Raw genomic sequence first — 18,495 nt, 5'->3', positions numbered from 1 at the left:
ACCGGGCTGCCGCCGGAGCGCATCGTCTTCTCGCCTTCCCCGTTGGCCGAGCTGGGCGCCGCCCTCCATGCGCTGTCCGAGCCGGGGCACCACCCCGGGCTGCACGGCTGGGTCACCGCCACCAACGCGGCGCTGAAGCCCGACCTCGCCGACCGGCTGTGCGAGGCGGATTTCCTGTGGCGGTCCTCCCGCTCCGACATCCTGCTGCCGGCCCGCCCCGGGGCGACGCTGGCCGAGGATCTGGACGAGCTGGACAAGATCGACGATGAGCGGTTCGTGGCCGCCGCGTTCGAGATCACCTGCTCGGCGCGCTACACCCGCCCCACCCCGTCGCCCCTTGTCGACGCGGACGAGCGGGCGCGGGTACGGGAGATGGCCGCCGCGCGCGGCCCGCGGCAGGCGGCCTTCACCGACCGGATGCTCACCGACCCCGACGGTCTGCGGGTGTGGCTGCGCCGCCTGTTCGAGGACTGCGAGGAGGCGTTCTTCGGGGACATCTGGCGGCGGGTGGGCATCCAGCTGGCCGCCGATGCCCGGCACAAGACCGAGTTGCTGCGCCGCAAGGGCCTGGCCGAGACGCTGTCCGCGACGTCGAAGGCGCTGTCCCTGGAGGACGTCCAGGACGGCAGCGGCGGTACCCGCATCCTGGTCGACAAGCTCGCCCGGGGACGTGCGACGGCGTTCGCGAACGCCGCGGATCCGGGCGTCACGTTCCTTCCGACGTCGTTCGGCTGGCCTCATGTGCTGTTCAGCCACTCCCCGGGCTGGCGCCCCGTGCTCCAGTACCCGGTCGCCGGCCCGGAGTTGCCGGCGCCGGCCACGCTGGAACTCGTCCAGCAGCGGTTGGAGGCGCTGGGCCATCCGATGCGGATGCAGTTGTGCCGCACGCTGTCGCGGGGGCCGCATACGACGGGGGAGCTGGCGAACGCGTTCGGCATCACCCCGCCGGAGGTGTCCCGGCATGTCGCGACGCTGAAGAAGGCCGGGCTGATCCAGACGCGGCGTCGTGGGCGTTATGTGCTGCACCAGCTGGACCTCCAGGTGGTGGCCCGGCTGGGCAGCGACTTCCTTGAGGGCGTACTGCGTTGACGGCGTGACCGGCCCGACGGGCCCGTCAGCCACCACCGGCCGTCAGCCACCACCGGCCGTCAGCAGCCACCGCCCCGCAGCCGCCCCCGACAGCCGCCCGCCCCCCAGCAACCTGCAACCAGCAACCAGCCCAGGGCCCCTCGCCCCCTACGCCCCCGCTCCCCCCGCCCGCACCAGCCCCGTCTCATACGCGAGCACCACCGCCTGGACCCGGTCCCGGAGGCTCAACTTGGTGAGGATGCGGCCGACATGGGTTTTGACGGTGGCTTCCGAGAGCACCAGCCGTGCCGCGATCTCACCGTTCGACAGACCCTGGGCGACCAGCAGCAGCACCTCCCGCTCGCGGTCCGTCAGCCGTTCCAGCTCGGGCCGGGACGGCTCGGCGGAGGTGGCGGGCAGCATGGGCGTGAAGCGGTCGAGGAGCCGGCGGGTGGTGGACGGGGCGACGACCGCGTCGCCGCTCTCCACCGCCCGGATCGCGGCGAGCAGTTCGCCGGGCGGCACGTCCTTGAGCATGAATCCGCTGGCCCCGGCCTTCAGCGCGGAGAAGGCGTATTCGTCCAGGTCGAAGGTGGTCAGGATGAGGACCTTCGGGGCGTCCTTCTTCTGCCCGCCCTCGCAGATCCGGCGGGTGGCCTCCACCCCGTCCAGATGCGGCATCCGTACGTCCATGAGGACCACGTCGACCTGGGTGGCGCGCAGCACCTCCAGCGCCTCCACGCCGTTGCCCGCCTCCGCGACGACCTCCATGTCGGGCTGTGCGGCCAGCACCATCCGGAAACCGGTGCGCAGCAGCACCTGGTCGTCGACGAGCATCACACGGATGGTCATGTGCAGGGGGTCCCTTCGTGCAGGAGTGGGGGCTGAGCGTACGGGGTCGTACGGGGTGAAGTGCGGCGGGCCGCGGATGCGGCGGTGATCGTCAGCGGGCCGGCGGGCGTCGTCACCGCTCCGGTTTGAGCGGCAGGACGGCGCTGACCCGGAAGCCGCCCCCCGGCCGCGGCCCCGCAGCCAGGGTGCCACCCACCATGCCGACTCTTTCGCGCATCCCGATGAGGCCGTGGCCGAGGCCGTCCGCCCCGCCGTCCTCGTAGAGCTCGCGCTGCGCGCCCCGTCCGTCGTCCTCGACGAGCAGGTCGAGGTCGTCTTCCTTGTAGGCGAGGCGGACGGTCGCGGCGACGTCGGGGCCGCCGTGTTTGCGGGTGTTGGTGAGTGCTTCCTGGACGATGCGGTAGGCGGTGAGTTCGACGCTGCTGGGCAGTTCCCTCGGCTCGCCCTCCACCTGGAAGTCGACGTGCAGTCCCGCGCCGCGTACCTGCTCCATGAGGTCGCTGAGCTGCTCGACGCCCGGCTGGGGGACGTATTCGCCGCTCTCGGGCTGTTCGCCGGTGCGCAGTACGCCCAGCAGCCGGCGCATTTCGGCCAGCGCCTGGCGTCCTGTGCCGGAGATCGTCTCCAGGGCCTGCCGGGTCTGCTCGGGGGCGGCGTCGAGGACGTATGCGGCACCGTCGGCCTGGACGACCATCACCGAGACGTTGTGGGCGACGACATCGTGCAGTTCGCGGGCGATACGGGCGCGCTCGGCGGCGACCGCGATCCGGGACTGTGCCTCGCGCTCCTTCTCCAGCCGGGCGGCCTTCTCCTCCAGCTGCGCCCAGTAGGCGCGGCGGGTGCGCATGGAGTCGCCGAGGACCCAGGCCAGTACGAAGGGCACGGTGAGCAGCACGGCGAAGAAGATGCTCTCCCCGACCGACCGCTGGTTGAACGCGCTTCTGAAGCGCACGGCGGAGAGGGCGGGGCCGCCGAGGGCGCCGGCGAGGGCACAGCGGGAGGCCCAGCGGGGGACGGTGGGTGAGGACGCGACGGTGTAGGCGATCACGAACATCGCGAAGTCGGCGGGCATGGTCTCGATGCCGGCGAGCAGTTGCCCGACGCCGATGGCCGCCGTCAGCAGCAGCATCTTCACGGGGGCCTTGCGGCGCAGCGCGACGACGAGGCACAGGCCGATTGCGAAGATCGCGGAGAGGGCCCGCTCGCTGCCGTGGAGGTCGAATACGACCCACAGGCCACTCAACCCGAGCAGGGGGAGGGCCCAGAAGGTGTCCACTCCCGTCGGGTGCCTGCGGAGGAAGTCATAGAGGCGCTGCACGTAACCCAGCGTAGGCACCGCGGATACGTGTACGAGTCGACCGGAGGAGCGATCCTGTGCGCCGGGTCTACTCCCCAAGGTGGAGACTCCATGCGCCAAATGTGTCGGTCCTCGGGACGGCCGGCGCACCACCCCGTCCGCCGGGGCGGAGCCCGCCCGTACCGTGGGGCAGGTGACGAACGAGTGGTGCGGGTGGCGTGAGGCCACGGAGCGGGCGCTGTACGGTCCGGACGACGGCTTCTACACCCGCCCCGGCGGCCCCGGCCCGGCCGGTCACTTCCGTACCTCCGTGCATGTCTCCGGCCTTTACGCCGGCGCCGTCGCCGCCCTTCTGCGCCGCGTCGACACCGCTCTCGGTCATCCGGACGAGCTGGCGCTGGTCGATGTGGGCGCGGGGCGCGGGGAGCTGCTGACCGGTGTGCTGGCCGTGCTGCCCGGTGAGGTGGCCGGGCGGCTGCGTCCGTGCGCGGTCGAGCGCGCCGCGCGCCCCCGGGACCTCGATCCGCGGATCGACTGGCGGGGCGAGCTGCCCGCGCCGGGCTCGGTGACCGGCCTGCTGTTCGCGAACGAATGGCTCGACAACGTGCCGGTGGATGTCGTCGAGACGGATGCGGACGGGGTGCCGTGCCGGGTGCTCGTACGTGCCGACGGCACGGAGCGGCTGGGCGGGCCGGTGGACGGCGCGGACGCGGAGTGGCTCCGCCGGTGGTGGGCTCTCCCGCCGGCCCCTGACATCACCGGTGGCACCGCCCCTGGCGCCCTGCCCCCGGGGCTGCGCGCCGAGATCGGCCGTCCCCGGGACGAGGCCTGGGCGCGGGCCGTCCGTACGCTGCGCGCCGGGCTCGCCGTCGCCGCCGACTATGCGCACGAACGGGGCGACCGCCCGCCCTTCGGCACGCTCACCGGCTTCCGCGACGGCCGCGAGGTGTCTCCTGTCCCGGACGGCAGCTGTGACATCACGGCGCATGTGGCGCTGGACGCCTGTGCCGGGCCGTCGGCGGAGCGGCTGACCCAGCGCGAGGCGCTGCATGCCCTGGGGGTGGACGGCCGGCGCCCGCCGCTCGCCCTGGCCGCCACCGATCCGTCCGGGTACGTGCGGGCGCTCAGCTCGGCCGGGTCGGCGGCGGAGCTGACCGATCCGGCGGGCCTGGGCGGGTTCGGCTGGCTCCTGGAGCCGGTGGGCGGGGCGTGTGCGGGGCTGCTCGCGGCAGGGGGCGCCTGAGGGCCAGGGCGGCTCCCGGGACGGCGTGCTGCAAGACTGTTCCCATGACGGAGACGACGGTCGGCATCGGCGGCGCGGCGGAGAGCACCGACATGGTGCTGAACATCGGTCCGCAGCATCCCTCCACGCACGGCGTGCTGCGGCTGCGCCTCGTCCTGGACGGCGAGCGCATCCAGCATGCCGAGCCGGTGATCGGCTATATGCACCGCGGCGCCGAGAAGCTCTTCGAGGCGCGCGACTACCGCCAGATCATCATGCTCGCCAACCGGCACGACTGGCTGTCGGCGTTCTCCAACGAGCTGGGCGTGGTGCTGGCCGTCGAGCGGATGCTGGGCATGGAGGTGCCCGAGCGCGCCGTGTGGCTGCGGACGCTGCTCGCCGAGCTGAACCGGGTGCTGAACCATCTGATGTTCCTCGGCTCGTATCCGCTGGAGCTCGGCGGTATCACCCCCGTCTTCCACGCCTTCCGGGAGCGGGAGGAACTCCAGTCCGTCATGGAGGAGATCTCCGGCGGCCGGATGCATTACATGTTCAACCGCGTCGGCGGCCTCAAGGAGGATCTGCCGGCGGGCTGGCTCGGCCGGGCCCGGCACGCCGTCGCCGAGGTGCGCTCCCGGATGGATGTCTTCGACAACCTGGTCCTGGGCAATGAGATCTTCCGCGGCCGTACGCGGGGGGTCGGGGTGCTCGCGCCGGAGACGGTGCATGCGTTCGGGGTCTCCGGGCCGATCGCCCGGGCCTCCGGTGTCGACTTCGATCTGCGGCGCGACGAGCCGTATCTGGCGTACGGGGAGCTCCAGTCGACGCTCAAGGTCGTCACCCGCGAGGAGGGCGACTGCCTGGCCCGCTTCGAGTGCCTGCTGGAGCAGAGCCACAATGCGCTCGAACTCGCCGATGCCTGTCTGGACCGGATCGCGGAGCTGCCGCCGGGGCCGGTCAACCAGCGGCTGCCCAAGGTGCTGAAGGCGCCCGAGGGCGCGACGTACGCCTGGACCGAGAACCCCCTCGGCATCAACGGCTACTACCTCGTCTCCAAGGGCGACAAGACCCCCTACCGCCTCAAGCTGCGCTCGGCGTCGTTCAACAACATCCAGGCGCTGGTGGAGCTGCTGCCGGGCACGCTGGTCGCCGACATGGTCGCCATTCTCGGCTCGTTCTTCTTCGTCGTCGGGGACATCGACAAGTAGGACCGGCAGGAATCGGCAAGCGGGAATCGCCGAGCAGGGATCGGCAAGCAGGAGGGGCGGGCGGCGTTCCGTTCGCCCCGCAGTGCCGCCGGGGCCGCCGGGGCCGGGGCGCGGCAGCCTCGCTCGCCCTTTCCCCTTCCCCCTCCGGCTCTCTCCCGCGCAGGTCATCCACACCCTGTGGACGGGCAGGGGCTCCTGACCCCGGCCGGTGGAGGCTCCTGCGTGCTCACCCCGCCCGGCCCGAAACGTTCAGCCCGGAAGCGTTCAGCCCGAAAACGTTCGGCCCGGAAGCGTTCAGCCGGAGACCGTTCCGCCAAAAGCCGCCTGGCCCCGGAGCTGAGGAACGCTCCGGGGCCAGGCGGCTGTCGGACCAGGGTCAGGAGATGGCGCTGCGCAGGGCGCCGAGGTCGAACTGATCGGTCTCGTCGTGCGCGGTCAGGTCGATGACCTCGCCGGTGCCGGCGGTCGTCTCACCATCGGTCTGCTCACCGCCCGGCCGGTCGTCACCCGCCCGCGCGCCGTCGCCCGGCTCACCGTCGCCCGGCTCACCGTCGGCCGCGGTGTGCTCCGTGGACGGCTGCGGACGGGCGTCCCCGAGGGCCGTACGGGCCGTGCGGGCCGACTGTTCGGCGAGGGCCTCGTCGCCGACGACGTCCGCCAGATCGTCCTCCAGCGGCGCGGTCAGCTCCCGGGGGCCGGCGGCGGTCGCATTGCCGAAGAAGTCGAAGCCGCCCTGCGCGCGGGACGCGGCGGGGCGGGACGGTGCGAAGGCAGCGGCGGTTGCCGGGACCGGGCGGAGCGCGGGTCCGGCGGCGGCGGCCGTACGGGCATGTGCGTCGCCCGTGCGCTGTGCGGCGGCCGCCGACGGGTTCCCCCGGCCGTTCTCACCGTCCTGGCCGCCACGGGCCTCGCGGCGGGCGGGCGGTCCGGACCGGGCGGCCCCTTCGGCGCGGGAGTCGTCCCGCGGCGTGCGGGCGGCCTTCTGGGCGGTGCGCTGCCGGGCGGCGTTGCGGGCCAGTTGGCGCAGGGCCCGGTCGGCCTGGGCGTAGGCCGCGGGGGCCGGAGCGGAGGTCTCCCCTGCGCTCGGGGAGACCTCCTGCCCGTGAGGAAGGAGCCGTGAGCTCGGGGGAGGAGACGAGAGCTTCGGGGAGAGGTGGAGAGCCCGGGTCAGGCCGGCGCCGACCGGCAGCGCCTTGGGCGGCGCGGCGGCCTCGATGGCGAGCAGCCGGCGGCCCTCCAGGGCGCTGGCCCGCTCGGTCTCGGCGGTGGCGTAACGGCGCAGCAGCGCGGCGTGTTCGCTGCGCAGCCGGGCCAATTCGGCGCGCTTGGAGCGGAGTTTGGCGTCCAGGGCGGCGCGGAGCTCGCGGGATTCCTCCACGTCCGTCTCGAGCTCGGCTATCCGCTCCTCGGTGCGCCACTCGTCGCGCACCCGGGCACGGTCGAGTTCGGCGACCCGCCGGCCGGCCGCACGGTCCCAGGTCCGCAGAAGGACGGCGCCGGTGAGGGCGGCGGCGGCCGCGCCCGCGGCGAGCACCCGTTGCACCAGATCGTCGCCGGCAAACCACGCGCCCGCGGCGCAGGCTATTGACGCACCGGCGACCGTCACGGGAGGAAGCAGCCGGTGGAGGGGTGGTGAATGGCGGTGGCGTCCTCGTGGCATGGCCAGAAACTTACCGTGCGTGCGGGACCTATGGGGCCCCGCACACCAATCCGTTTCCCGCTGGTTACTTCTTGACCAGGCCCTTGGACTCCACATATGCCTGCGCGACATCTGCGGGCTTGAGCCGCTCGGCATCGACCTTGCGGTTCACGTTGATGAGGTCCTCGGTCGTGAGCGTCCGTGTGAGCTTCCCGAGGGCGGCCTCGATCTCCTTGTCACCGGCGCTCTCGGCATTCACCACCGGCAGCACATTGTCGGCGTTCTGGAGCTTCTTGTCGTCCTTGAGGAGCACCAGCCCGAAGGTGTCGAGCGTGGCGTCCGTGGTGGTGGTGAGCACCAGTTGGTCGGTGCCGTCCTTGACCGCCTGCTTGGCCTGCGGGGTCCCGACGCCCTTGGGGTCCAGAGCCGTGATGTCGATGCCGTACGTCTTCTCCAGGCCCGGCTTGCAGAACACCCGGGTCTCGCACTCCTCGCCCGAAGCGAGTTTGATCTTCTGCTTCGATGCGCCGAGGTCGGAGAGGGTCTTCAGGCTGTGCTCGGCGGCGAATTCCTTGCTCACCGCGAAGGCGTTCTGGTCCGTCGCACCGCCCGCCGCCAGCACCTTGAGTCCACGCGGCGCGGCGAGCTTCTTCAGGGCCGTCACCGTCTTGTCGATGTCACTGGAGGCGACGGGCTTCACCTTGGTGCCGTTCTTCTTCGCGTTGAGGAATTCGGCGAGGGTGGAGGCGTATTCCGGAACGACATCGATCTGGCCCTTCTCCAGGGCCGGTTCATACAGCTCGCGATTGGCCAGGGTCTGTACCCGCGTGCGGTAACCGGCATCGGCCAGGACTCTGGAATAGATCTCGGCGAGCACCTTCGACTCGGTGAAACCGGCCGAGCCGATCACGATCTCGCCCTTGCCGCCGCCCTTGCCGTTGCCGCCGCCCTTCTCCTCCAGGCTCTTGCCACCGCACGCGGCCAGCCCGGCCGCCAGGGTGATGACGGTGCCCGCGACCACCGCGGTGCGCGCCACACGCGACTTGCTGCTCATGGATGCCACCATTCAGTCCGTTCGGATCAGGTCAGGTCGTTCAGGTCGGTTCAGCTCAGGTCAGGTCAGGTCGAGTCGGTCGCCCGGGGCGGGTCGGGCCGAGGCGGGTCGGGGATCGGATCGGACCGGACCGGATCGGGGCCGGTCGGGCTGATCGGCCAGGGCGACCGGTCAGGGCAATCGGTCGTCGTGACCTGCCAGGGCGACCGGCCAGGGCGACCGGTCACGACGATGCAGGCCGGGCCGAGTGAGCTCGGCCCGTCCGCGCCGCGCGCCGCCGCCCCCGCATCGGGTCGAGGAACCGCTCCGCCAGGACCAGGACGCCCTCCACGGTCAGGGCGAGCGCGGCCACCAGCAGCGCGCCCGCCACCACTTGGGCCGTGTCGTAGTTGCCGAAGCCCGCGGTGATGATCCGGCCCAGGCCCCCGCCGCCGGCCAGTGCGGCCAGCGTCGCGGTCGCCACCACCTGCACCGTGGCCGAGCGCAGACCCGTCATGATCAGCGGATAGGCGAGCGGTATCTCGACCCGCAGCAGGAGTTGCGGCCCCGACATGCCCATCCCGCGCGCGGCCTCGACCACATCGCGGTCCGCCTCCCGCATCCCCAGATAGGCGTTGGTCAGCAGCGGCGGCACCGCGAACAGCACCAGCGCGATGACCGTCGGCCAGTCGCCGTGCCGCCCCAGCGGGCTGAGCGTCAGCAGCACCAGCACCGCGAACGTCGGCACCGCACGCCCCATGTTGGAGAGGTTCACCGCCAGCGCCCCGCCCTTGCCGAGGTGCCCCAGCCAGAGCGCCACCGGCAGGGCTATCAGACAGGAGAGGGCCAGGCACAGCGCGCTGAGCCAGAGGTGCTCGGCCAGGCGGTGCCACACCCCCTTCTCCCCGGCCCAGTTGGCGGCCGTCGTCAGCCACTGCCAGGAACCGGCGATCGCCCCCATCCTCAGCCCACCGCCTTCGCCATACGGGCCCCGCGCCGCGCCCGGGCCTTCGACCGCGCCTGCGCCCTCGTCCAGGGCGTCAGCAGCCGCTGGAGGCCCATGAGCAGCAGATCGGCGAGCAGCGCCAGCAGCACGCACAGCACCGAGGCCGTCAGCACCTCCGCCTTGAAGAAGCCCTCCATGCCGCTGGCTATGAGATTCCCCAGGCCGCCGTAGCCGACGACGGAGCCGATGGTCGTCATCGCCACCGTCGAGACCGTGGCGATGCGCAGTCCGGCCACCAGCGCGGGCAGCGCGAGCGGGAGTTCCACCTCGTACAGCAGCCGCGCCGGGCCATACCCCATCCCCCGGGCGGCCTCCCGCACCTCGGCGGGCACCGCCGCCAGACCGGCGAGGATGTTGCGCACCAGGATCGTCAGCGAATACAGCACCAGGCCCGTCACGACCACGGACGCCGAGACCCCGAAGACCGGTGTCAGCAGGGCGAACATCGCCAGCGACGGGACCGTGTAGAGCACCGTCGTCAGCCCGAGGACCGGGCCTGCCGCGCCCCGCCACCGCCGGGCCACCAGCGCCAGCGGAAAGGCGATCAGCAGGCCGATCGCCACGGACACGGCCGTGATGCCGATGTGCTGGACCGTCGCGTCCACCAACTCCTGGCTGCGGGTGCGCAGATACTCACCGCAGATCCAGTCGTTCGTCTCCAGACAGCTCGCCCCGCCAACGCCGCCACTCATGGCCCGTCACCTCCCCCGCCCTATTCGCTCACCCTTCCGATAACCGTCTGCGACCCTAAACCCCGCCACTGACAATCGGACCGGTCCGGCAGCTCACGGGCCACATCGCCATCCACGTGCAACACCGCGTTCACGACCGCCCGTCCACAATGGGCCCGTCCACATCTGGGGGAAGAATGATCCGCTTCGAGCACGTCACCAAGAGTTATCCGGACGGCACCACCGCCGTGGACGACCTCAGCTTCGAGGTCGCCGAGGGTGAACTCGTCACGCTCGTCGGACCGTCGGGCTGCGGCAAGACCACGACGATGAAGATGGTCAACCGGCTCATCGAGCCCACCAGCGGCCGCATCCTCCTCGACGGCGAGGACATATCCGCCCTCGACCCCGTCCAGCTGCGGCGCCGTATCGGCTACGTCATCCAGCAGGTGGGGCTGTTCCCCCACAAGACCGTCCTGGACAACACCGCCACCGTCCCGCATCTGCTCGGCCGGCCGCGGACGAAGGCCAGGGCGCGCGCCGCCGAACTCCTCGACCTGGTCGGCCTGGACCCGTCGACGTACGGCGACCGCTACCCCGACCAGCTCTCCGGCGGCCAGCGCCAGCGCGTCGGGGTGGCCCGCGCGCTCGCCGCCGACCCGCCCGTGCTGCTGATGGACGAGCCGTTCGGCGCGGTCGACCCGGTGGTGCGCGAGCACCTCCAGAACGAGTTCCTGCGGCTTCAGTCCACGCTCCGCAAGACGGTCCTCTTCGTCACCCACGACATCGAGGAGGCGGTCCGGCTCGGCGACCGCATCGCCGTCTACGGGGCGGGGCGCATCGAGCAGTTCGACACCCCCGCGACCGTGCTGGGCGCCCCCGCGACCCCGTACACCGCCGAATTCGTCGGCGCGGACCGGGGCCTGAAGCGGCTCTCCGTCACCCCCGTCGAGCCCGGCGACCTCGAACAGCCCCCGGTCGTCCGCCTCGACGACCCCGCGGCCGGTGCCGCGGACAGGCTCGCCGCCGACGGCGCCTCCTGGGCGGTCGTCCTGGAGGCCGACGGGTCGCTGCACGGCTGGGTCCCGGCCGCGGCGCTCACGGGCGCCGCGGAGGCCTCGGGGCAAGGCCCCGGACCGGTCGGCGCGAAGCGCGCCCCCGAGGACTCCACCGTCCGCGCGCACGCCCGCCGGATGGACGCCCGGCTGCCGCTCGGCGCCCCGCTCAAGCAGGCACTCAGCACGATGCTCCAGCACGACGCCGGCTGGGTCGCGGTCCAGGACGGCGAGCACTACCTGGGCGTCCTCACCCCCGCCCGGCTGCACAGCGCGCTGCGCCGCTCCACCACGGCGGACGCCGCGAACGTCCCGCGCGGCGAGATCTCACTCGATACGGTCCCCGGCCCCGGCGATGCGGTACCCGGCCTCGGAGACAGGAGCCCGAGCCCCGGCCGTACAGCCCCAGGCATCAAAGCCGACGCCACAGCCCCACGCGCCGACGCCTGACCGGACGCCGACGCACGACCGGGCGCCGACACCTGACCGGACGCCGACGCACGACCGGGCGCCGACGCCTGACCGGCAGACGGGCCACCGCGACACGGCGCACCCCACTACGGCACTACGGCACCACGACCTGCCCGGCGCGCCCCACTCCCGCGCCCCACTACCGCGCCACAATCCGCCCGGCCCGCTCCGGCCCCTCCGTCAGCCCCGCCAGGCCTCACGCCCTGGCGTCGACCCCGCCGTTGCCATTGCCGTTGCCGTCGTCCTCCGGCAGTTTGCACACCCGCTCCAGGAAGATCGCCGCGGCGACCACCGCCGCCCCGGCGACCACCGACAGACCGGCGTAGATCGCCTGGTCCCGGCGCGGTACGACATCGAGGCCGGTGGTCAGCAGAAAGACGCCGACACCGCCGTACAGCCCGGAGACCAGCGCGGCCACCAGCGCGCTCGCCTGCCCGAAGACCACCGCGCGGGCGGCCACCAGCGGATCGACGCCCTTGGCGCCCGGCCGGCGCTCGCGCTGCGCCCGCAGCCGCGCCCGGAGCGAGAGCGCGGTGGCGGCGAGGACCGCGGCGATCAGCGCCAGCACGATCGGTGCGGCCACCGGCACGCTGGGGAGGGTGCCGAGGGAGTCCCACAGCCGGGCGCCTCCCCAGGCCAGCACCCCGGCGGCCAGAAACAGCCCGACCAGCACCTTGATGTGTAGCTGCTTCACCGAGCGATCGCCCCTCGCGCCGTCATGACCATCCCTGCCGTGCCGACCATCCTTGCCGCAATGGCCGCTTTATCCGCCTTGTCCGTCCCGTACGGATGCATCCCGCGGGGAACCGACCCGCAACCCTAACGGCTACTCCGGCAGCCGCAGTTCCAGGTCCGAGCGCGGCACCACACCGTCACGGCCGACCGCCGACAGCAGCGCGGCCACCGCGCCCTGCCCCGGAACCTCTGCCTCCGGCTCGATGTCGTGCCACGGCACCAGCACGAACGCCCGCTCGTGGGCCCTCGGGTGGGGCAGCGTCAGCCGCGGGTCGTCGGAGATCACGTCCTGGTACGCCACGATGTCGACATCGATCGTGCGCGGACCCCATCGCTCGTCGCGGACCCGCTCGAACGCCTCCTCGATCGCCTGCCCCCGCTCCAGCAGGGAGGCCGGCGGCAGCGTCGTCTTGATCAGCACCACGGCGTTGAAGTACGCCGGCTGGGAGCCGGGGGCCACGCCCCACGGCTCGGTCTCATAGACCGGGGAGACCGCCTTGACCCGCAGGCCAGGGGTGTCCTCCAGGGCGTCGACGGCGCCCTGGAGCGTCTCCAGGCGGTTGCCGAGATTGCTGCCGAGCGAGATCACGGCGCGTTTGGGGTTGGAGAGCGTCACATCCGCGGCGTCCACCTGCTCCACGACGGAGGCGGGCACCGGCTGTACGGTCGGGTCACCGGGCTGGGGGCGCCGCACGGCGGCTCCATCAGTGGTGGTCGTCGGCTGACGGGCGGAATTCATACTCGGCTCCGAGTGATGGTGATGGTCACGTCGTCGAAGGGGACGGTGATGGGCGCATCGGGCTTGTGCACCACCACCTCCACCTGCTGCACGCCCTCGTGCTTGAGGCACTGGCCGGCGATGCGCTCCGCCAGGGTCTCGATGAGGTCGACGGGCTCGCCCTGCACGACGGCCACCACCTCCTCGGCCACAACGCCATAGTGCACGGTCTTCGCGAGATCGTCGGAGGCCGCTGCCGGGCGGGTGTCCAGGCCGAGCACCAGGTCGACGATGAAGGTCTGGCCTTCCTCGCGCTCCCGGGGAAACACCCCGTGGTGGCCTCGGGCCTTCAGCCCACGCAGCGCGACACGATCCACGCGAATCACTCCCACTGGTCCACGGCACCTCTGGCGCCACTGTTCGTCGGATTCCGGGCAGCCGCCGGAGCGATCCGGCAACACTGCCCCGCCGTCGAATCTACCTTCGAGGAACGACAGTCCTCGCCTACGGGGGCTATGGACAAGACCCCGTCCTGCTGCTAAATGCGCCCCATTCGGGCAGCATCCGGCAAACCGGGAGATCGTCCGCGCGGCCTCTTACCCCCCTGCTCACGACCCACCCCTACCCGTGCCGCACTTGGCTCGAACGGGTGCGCACTGGCCCAGATGGCTGACCCCCGCCGCTGACGACGGCAGGCCGTCGCCCGGTACGCAAGGGCGGGCGGCCATGGCAAGGCTCACACCCCGCCCGCCCCCGGATCACACCCACCGGGCGCGCCGCCCCCGGGAGACCCGGCGCGCCACCCCGCGGGAGACCCGGCGCGCCGCCCCCGGCAAGGGCTCAGAGCACGTCCTCACCGCCGTCGCCCTCGCCGGCTCCCCCGGCTTCGTCGGCTTCGTCGTCCTCGTCGTCGCGGTCCGCCAGCACCGGCGACCCGTGATGCGACCACACCCGCCAGCCGTCGTCCGTCCGCCGGAAGACATTGGTCGCCACGACCAGCTGGCCGATCAGCGGCCCCACCGAGCCGTCGTCCTCGGCGGGCCCGCCGCTGAGGATGTTCTCGGTGCAGGTCACCAGCGCCGTGTCACCGATGACGTCGATCTCGACGTCCGTGAGAAAGAACTGGATGTACTCGGTGTTCGCCATGATCAGGGCGTACGAGCGGAGCACCTCGCCGCGCCCCCGCAGCACCGGCCACCCGGGGTGGACCACACTCACCTGACCGTCCAGCCACAGCTCGGACAGCGCCTCGTGATCGCCGCGCTCGATGGTCTCGTACAGGGTGGTGTTCGCCTGCTCGACCAGCTCGATGTCCGTCTGTGGGCCCAAGCCGCTCACACCGTTCCCGTCGTCTTCGCCGTCGTGTCGCCGGTCTCACCGGCACCGGCCGCACCGGCCGTACCGTCACTGCCGGCCGCTGCCGCGTCCTCCACGGCACGGGCCACCCGTACCGCATCCGCGCTCGCCCTGACCTCGTGCACCCGCACCGCCCAGGCCCCCTCTCGCGCCACGATCGCCGACACCGCCGCCGTCGCGGCGTCCCGCTCCCGGGCCGGCGGTGGGGCGGCTCCCTCGTCGCCCGCCAGCACCCTGCCCAGGAACCGTTTCCTCGAAGCGGCCACCAGCAACGGACGGCCCAGCGCCCGCAGCTGCGCCAGCCGGGCGACCAGCGCGAGATCGTGCCCGGCGTTCTTGGCGAAGCCCAGGCCGGGGTCGATGACGATCCGGTCCGGGTCGATGCCGCCGGCCACCGCGCGCTCCAGGCTCCGCCCGAGCTCGTCGACGACCTCGGCGACCACGTCCCCGTAGACGGCCCGGTTGTTCATGTCGATGGACTGGCCACGCCAGTGCATCACCACGAACGGGACGTGGTGCGCGGCCACCACGGGCACCATCGACGGGTCGGCGGCGCCCCCGCTGACGTCGTTGACCAGGCGCGCCCCGGCCTCCACGGCCTGCTCGGCGACGGTTGCGCGCATGGTGTCGACGGAGACCACGACACCGGCCGCGGCGAGCTCGCGTACGACGGGGACGACCCGGCGCAGCTCCTCCGCCTCGTCCACCCGCGCCGCGCCCGGCCGGGTCGACTCGCCGCCCACGTCCACCATGTCGGCGCCCTGCGCCACCAGGTCGAGACCGTGTTTGACGGCGAGTTCGGTGTCGAACCAGTCACCGCCGTCGGAGAACGAATCGGGCGTCACATTGACGACACCCATCACCGCGCAGCGTTCCCAGTCCGGCAGTCCGGCCACCTGGCCCCGCAAGGTACTCATGGCACCAGCCTAGGCCGTGTGCCGACCGGCCGGATTGCGGCCGTCGGCTGCGGGACCGGCCGGGCGCCGGCGCGTTCCCTGACACTGCGGAACGCCCGCGTCCGAAGGCCCGGCCCCGGCGCCGGTCAGGCCGCCCGACCGACGGCGCCCGCCGCCCCGACCGGCTCGGGCGTGTGCACGCACGGCCGCGGCTCGGCGGGCTTCCGGCGCCGCAGGACGCGCGGCAGGCTCAGCTCCAGATAACCCTCGGCCTGAAGCGCCGCCAGGCCGATACGGGGGATGTCACGGCTGTTGCGGAAGACCACGAAACGGGGCTCCCAGCGGGGCCGGAACTTGTCGTTGAACTTGTACAGCGACTCGATCTGGTACCAGCGGGACAGGAAGATCAGCATCCCGCGCCAGACCCGGATGACCGGCCCCGCGCCGAGCTTCTCGCCGCGCTCCAGAGAGGAGCGGAAGACCGCGAAGTTCAGCGACATCTGCTTGACCCCGAGGTCCGGGGCGGCCTGGAGCGCGGCGACGATCAGCAGTTCGTTCATGCCGGGGTCGGCGCTGCGGTCGCGCCGCATCAGCTCCAGGGAGATGCCGCTGTCGCCCCACGGCACGAAGTGCTGCATCGCCTTCAGGTCCCCGTACGGGCCGGGCTCCTCGCCCTCGCCCACCGGCAGATGCGCGGTGGCGATCACCGCGTCGCCGTCGGCCACCGCGTCGATCCGGCCCAGCGCCATGGAGAAGCCACGCTCGGTGTCGGTGTCCCGCCAGGCGTCCGCGGCCTTCTGGAACTGTGCCAGCTCGGCCGGCGCCAGGTCGCGCACCCGCCGCACCCGGGTCTCGTAGCCGTTGCGCTCGATGCGCTTGACCATCTGCCGTACGTTGCGCATCGCCCGGCCGGACAGGGTGAAGTCGGCCACGTCCACGATCGCCTCGTCGCCGAGCTCCAGCGCGTCCATACCGGTCTCCCGGGTCCACACCTGGCCGCCGGTCTCACTGCAACCGGTGACCGCCGGGGTCCAGGAGTGCGCCCTGGCCTCCGCCATGAAGCGCTCGATGGCGCCCGGCCAGGCCTCCACATCGCCTATCGGGTCGCCGCTGGCGAGCATCACACCGGAGATCACCCGGTAGCAGACCGCGGCCTTGCCGGTCGGGGAGAAGACCGCGCCCTTGTCGCGGCGCAGCGCGAAGTAGCCCAGCGAGTCCCGGGCGCCGTGCCGGGCGAGCAGCTCACGCAGCTGCTGCTCGTCGTCGTCGGTCAGCCGGGCCGCCGGGTGCTCGGGGCGGAAGGCGAGATACGCGGTAGTGGCGACCGTCAGCAGACCGAGCGCACCGAGGGAGTAGCCGACGGTGTAGTCCACATCGTGGGTGTAGCCGACTGGGCCCTCGAAGCCGAACATGCCCCACAGGACGTGCTGGGCGCGGTCCCAGACGGAGGGCGAGCCGACGATCTTGTGGGGGTGGGAACTGACGACGATCATGCCGATGCCGAAGCTCGCACCGCCGAGGACGACGAGGTTGGCCACCGCCTTCCAGCGGCTGCGCGGGTCGGGCAGGGCGGCGAACTCCTTCCGGTGCCACACCAGGAACGCCAGGAGGGCCAGCGAGAGCACCGCGCCGAACACGGAGTGGCGGTAGACCAACTGGGCGGCGATCCCCACGGGGAGCAGCGCCACGGCCGCGCCCCACGCCCGGCGCTTGCGCCGCTTGAGCCCGTGGGCCAACAGGAGCAGCAGGATGCCCACGACGATGGAGGCGGCGGCGGCCAGCGGGCTCACCGCGCCCGGCAGCACCTCGGCCAGGGCGTGCACCCGGCTGTGCCGGAACCGCGGGAACACCCCGGCGGCCAGGTTGAGCAGGCCGACGACCACGCCGGCCGTGCCGACGAATCCCGGCACCGCTTCGGGCCGCGGGCCGCGGAGCCAGCGTGGCGTTCGCCACGCAACCTTCTCCGACTTTTCGCCATCTAGCCTGTCAGACATCACTTTCCCGTCGCCCCGGTCGAGAGAACGTGCGAGCCTTGTCGCAGCATCTGGACTTTATGCGCCCTGTATGACGGCGTTTCAGGGCTAAGGGTTCCACCAGCGGTACGGATGGCCCGGCCGCCCGGAAGAAAGCACCACATGGGTCTCACCAGCAAGAAAGTGCTGCTTCTTGCCGTCATTGTCGCGGTGGCACTGTTCGTCCTCACCGTTTGGCTCTGGCCCCGCCTGTCCAAGGCGAACTGGCGCGCCGTTCTCGGCCGTATCGGACTCCTGGTGGCGACCCAGCTTTCACTCTTCGCCGTGATCGGCCTGTTCGCCAACAACTCTTTCGGCTTCTACGCCTCCTGGGCCGACCTCTTGGGCCAGGAGCAGGAGCCCGGCGTGGTCACCAATTACCAGACCGGGCCGAACGGCACCAAGCTTCAGATGCTGGGCACGCAGCGGGTCAGCGTCCAGAACGGGTCCCGCCCGGCGGCCGGCGGCCGGATCGACAAGGTGGTGATCCGCGGCGAGCACTCCCAGATCGCCAGCCCCGCCTTTGTCTATCTGCCGCCGCAGTACTTCCAGAAGAAATACGCGCACAGGAAATTCCCGGCGGCCCTGGTGCTCACCGGCTACCCCGGCACCGCCGAGGCGCTCTACAAAAAGCTGCATTTCCCGCAGACCCAGCACGAACTGCTCAAGCAGCACAAGATGCGGCCGACCGTCCTGGTGATGATGCGCCCCACGGTCGCGCCGCCCCGTGACACCGAGTGCATGGACATACCGAACGGCCCGCAGACCGAGACCTTCTTCACCAAGGACCTGCGCGCGGATATCGCCGGGCACTACCGAATAGGGCGCGAGGCCAAGAGCTGGGGTGTCATGGGTGACTCCACCGGCGGCTACTGCGCGCTGAAGATGGCCATGCGCCACCCCGATGCGTACTCCACCGCCGTCGCCCTCTCCGGCGCCTACAAGGCCCCCCGCGACGCCACCACCGGTGACCTCTTCGGCGGCAACCCGCAGCTCCAGCGCGAGAACAACCTGCTGTGGCGTCAGCGGCACCTGCCCGCCCCCGAGGTGAACCTGCTGGTCACCAGCAGCAAGCAGGGCGAGGGGAATTACCCCGAGACGCTGCGGTTCATCCAGCAGACGAAGTCGCCGAGCCGGATCTCGTCGATCATCCTCGACAGCGGCGGCCACAACTTCAACACCTGGCGCCGGGAGATCCCCGCCGCCCTGGAGTGGATGGGCAACCACCTCAAGGCCTGACGGGCCGGCGCCCGTCC

Annotated in this window: 17 protein-coding genes; 5 read left to right on the top strand and 12 right to left on the bottom strand. The window is 72.0% G+C overall.

The window, feature by feature from the left end; genetic code table 11:
- Positions 1-1,089: DUF5937 family protein (locus tag M8I34_RS40070; protein ID WP_250058014.1), on the top strand; the 1,089-nt coding region annotated here is incomplete at its 5' end.
- A 147-nt stretch (positions 1,090-1,236) separates the two neighbouring features.
- Here M8I34_RS40070 and M8I34_RS40065 read toward each other — a convergent pair.
- Together M8I34_RS40065 and M8I34_RS40060 are read right to left on the bottom strand one after the other, a co-directional pair.
- Positions 1,237-1,920: a response regulator transcription factor gene (locus tag M8I34_RS40065; protein ID WP_250058013.1), complete on the bottom strand. Its 684-nt coding sequence runs from the start codon at positions 1,918-1,920 to the stop codon at positions 1,237-1,239.
- Positions 1,921-2,032: 112 nt separating this feature from the next.
- Positions 2,033-3,238, bottom strand: a complete 1,206-nt coding sequence (locus M8I34_RS40060; protein WP_250058012.1) for a sensor histidine kinase — start codon at positions 3,236-3,238, stop codon at positions 2,033-2,035.
- Positions 3,239-3,410: 172 nt separating this feature from the next.
- On the opposite strand from M8I34_RS40060, the gene M8I34_RS40055 reads away from it, so the two are divergent.
- Positions 3,411-4,460, top strand: a complete 1,050-nt coding sequence (locus M8I34_RS40055) for an SAM-dependent methyltransferase (RefSeq protein WP_250058011.1) — start codon at positions 3,411-3,413, stop codon at positions 4,458-4,460.
- A gap of 44 nt (positions 4,461-4,504) precedes the next feature.
- Positions 4,505-5,647 carry an NADH-quinone oxidoreductase subunit D gene (locus tag M8I34_RS40050; protein ID WP_250058010.1) on the top strand — a complete coding sequence of 381 codons (1,143 nt, stop codon included), beginning with the start codon at positions 4,505-4,507 and terminating at the stop codon, positions 5,645-5,647.
- 376 nt (positions 5,648-6,023) lie between these two features.
- Here M8I34_RS40050 and M8I34_RS40045 read toward each other — a convergent pair whose 3' ends face one another.
- From M8I34_RS40045 to M8I34_RS40030, 4 genes are all read right to left on the bottom strand, one after another.
- Positions 6,024-7,307 carry a hypothetical protein gene (locus M8I34_RS40045; protein WP_250058009.1) on the bottom strand — a complete coding sequence of 428 codons (1,284 nt, stop codon included), beginning with the start codon at positions 7,305-7,307 and terminating at the stop codon, positions 6,024-6,026.
- Between the two features lie 64 nt (positions 7,308-7,371).
- A complete protein-coding gene (locus tag M8I34_RS40040; RefSeq protein WP_250058008.1) occupies positions 7,372-8,340 on the bottom strand; it encodes an ABC transporter substrate-binding protein in 969 nt (322 codons plus the stop codon).
- Positions 8,341-8,563: 223 nt separating this feature from the next.
- Positions 8,564-9,280, bottom strand: a complete 717-nt coding sequence (locus tag M8I34_RS40035) for an ABC transporter permease (RefSeq protein WP_250058007.1) — start codon at positions 9,278-9,280, stop codon at positions 8,564-8,566.
- A 2-nt stretch (positions 9,281-9,282) separates the two neighbouring features.
- The gene (locus tag M8I34_RS40030; RefSeq protein ID WP_250058006.1) at positions 9,283-10,017 is read right to left on the bottom strand and encodes an ABC transporter permease; all 735 of its coding nucleotides are present in this window, start codon (positions 10,015-10,017) and stop codon (positions 9,283-9,285) included.
- A gap of 176 nt (positions 10,018-10,193) precedes the next feature.
- On the opposite strand from M8I34_RS40030, the gene M8I34_RS40025 reads away from it, so the two are divergent.
- Complete coding sequence (locus M8I34_RS40025; protein WP_250058005.1) at positions 10,194-11,501, top strand: ABC transporter ATP-binding protein; 1,308 nt, start codon at positions 10,194-10,196, stop codon at positions 11,499-11,501.
- A 217-nt stretch (positions 11,502-11,718) separates the two neighbouring features.
- Here M8I34_RS40025 and M8I34_RS40020 read toward each other — a convergent pair whose 3' ends face one another.
- The 6 genes from M8I34_RS40020 to M8I34_RS39995 all read right to left on the bottom strand — a co-directional run bounded on the left by M8I34_RS40020 (position 11,719) and on the right by M8I34_RS39995 (position 17,221).
- The gene (locus M8I34_RS40020; protein WP_250058004.1) at positions 11,719-12,216 is read right to left on the bottom strand and encodes a DUF3180 domain-containing protein; all 498 of its coding nucleotides are present in this window, start codon (positions 12,214-12,216) and stop codon (positions 11,719-11,721) included.
- Between the two features lie 132 nt (positions 12,217-12,348).
- Positions 12,349-12,996, bottom strand: coding sequence for a 2-amino-4-hydroxy-6-hydroxymethyldihydropteridine diphosphokinase (folK, locus tag M8I34_RS40015; RefSeq protein WP_284051351.1), 648 nt, complete (start codon positions 12,994-12,996; stop codon positions 12,349-12,351).
- Entirely contained in the window at positions 12,993-13,352 is a 360-nt protein-coding gene (gene folB / locus M8I34_RS40010; protein WP_244419501.1) for a dihydroneopterin aldolase, read from the bottom strand. The genes folK and folB overlap by 4 nt, the downstream gene beginning before the upstream one ends.
- A 463-nt stretch (positions 13,353-13,815) precedes the next feature.
- Positions 13,816-14,304, bottom strand: coding sequence for a nuclear transport factor 2 family protein (locus tag M8I34_RS40005; RefSeq protein ID WP_250058003.1), 489 nt, complete (start codon positions 14,302-14,304; stop codon positions 13,816-13,818).
- A 5-nt stretch (positions 14,305-14,309) separates the two neighbouring features.
- Positions 14,310-15,248: a dihydropteroate synthase gene (gene folP / locus M8I34_RS40000; RefSeq protein WP_250058002.1), complete on the bottom strand. Its 939-nt coding sequence runs from the start codon at positions 15,246-15,248 to the stop codon at positions 14,310-14,312.
- Positions 15,249-15,373: 125 nt separating this feature from the next.
- Positions 15,374-17,221 carry a phosphatidylglycerol lysyltransferase domain-containing protein gene (locus M8I34_RS39995; protein WP_250058001.1) on the bottom strand — a complete coding sequence of 616 codons (1,848 nt, stop codon included), beginning with the start codon at positions 17,219-17,221 and terminating at the stop codon, positions 15,374-15,376.
- 141 nt (positions 17,222-17,362) lie between these two features.
- On the opposite strand from M8I34_RS39995, the gene M8I34_RS39990 reads away from it, so the two are divergent.
- Positions 17,363-18,478: an esterase family protein gene (locus tag M8I34_RS39990; protein WP_250058000.1), complete on the top strand. Its 1,116-nt coding sequence runs from the start codon at positions 17,363-17,365 to the stop codon at positions 18,476-18,478.
- Positions 18,479-18,495 lie beyond the last annotated feature (17 nt).

The organism is Streptomyces sp. MCA2, from assembly GCF_023544705.1.
GTDB classification, from domain to species: domain Bacteria; phylum Actinomycetota; class Actinomycetes; order Streptomycetales; family Streptomycetaceae; genus Streptomyces; species Streptomyces decoyicus.
The sequence above is the reverse complement of the archived record's forward strand: the minus strand, read 5'-3'. Positions and strand labels throughout refer to the sequence as shown.

Excerpts from the sequence above, each read along its gene's own strand:
- M8I34_RS40025 (WP_250058005.1), top strand. The coding sequence starts at position 10,194 with ATGATCCGCTTCGAGCACGTCACCAAGAGTTATCCGGACGGCACCACC.
- M8I34_RS40045 (WP_250058009.1), bottom strand. The coding sequence starts at position 7,307 with ATGCCACGAGGACGCCACCGCCATTCACCACCCCTCCACCGGCTGCTT.
- M8I34_RS40030 (WP_250058006.1), bottom strand. The coding sequence starts at position 10,017 with ATGAGTGGCGGCGTTGGCGGGGCGAGCTGTCTGGAGACGAACGACTGG.
- M8I34_RS40035 (WP_250058007.1), bottom strand. The coding sequence starts at position 9,280 with ATGGGGGCGATCGCCGGTTCCTGGCAGTGGCTGACGACGGCCGCCAAC.
- M8I34_RS40050 (WP_250058010.1), top strand. The coding sequence starts at position 4,505 with ATGACGGAGACGACGGTCGGCATCGGCGGCGCGGCGGAGAGCACCGAC.
- M8I34_RS39990 (WP_250058000.1), top strand. The coding sequence starts at position 17,363 with ATGGGTCTCACCAGCAAGAAAGTGCTGCTTCTTGCCGTCATTGTCGCG.
- M8I34_RS39995 (WP_250058001.1), bottom strand. The coding sequence starts at position 17,221 with ATGTCTGACAGGCTAGATGGCGAAAAGTCGGAGAAGGTTGCGTGGCGA.
- folK (WP_284051351.1), bottom strand. The coding sequence starts at position 12,996 with ATGAATTCCGCCCGTCAGCCGACGACCACCACTGATGGAGCCGCCGTG.
- M8I34_RS40065 (WP_250058013.1), bottom strand. The coding sequence starts at position 1,920 with ATGACCATCCGTGTGATGCTCGTCGACGACCAGGTGCTGCTGCGCACC.
- M8I34_RS40040 (WP_250058008.1), bottom strand. The coding sequence starts at position 8,340 with ATGAGCAGCAAGTCGCGTGTGGCGCGCACCGCGGTGGTCGCGGGCACC.
- folP (WP_250058002.1), bottom strand. The coding sequence starts at position 15,248 with ATGAGTACCTTGCGGGGCCAGGTGGCCGGACTGCCGGACTGGGAACGC.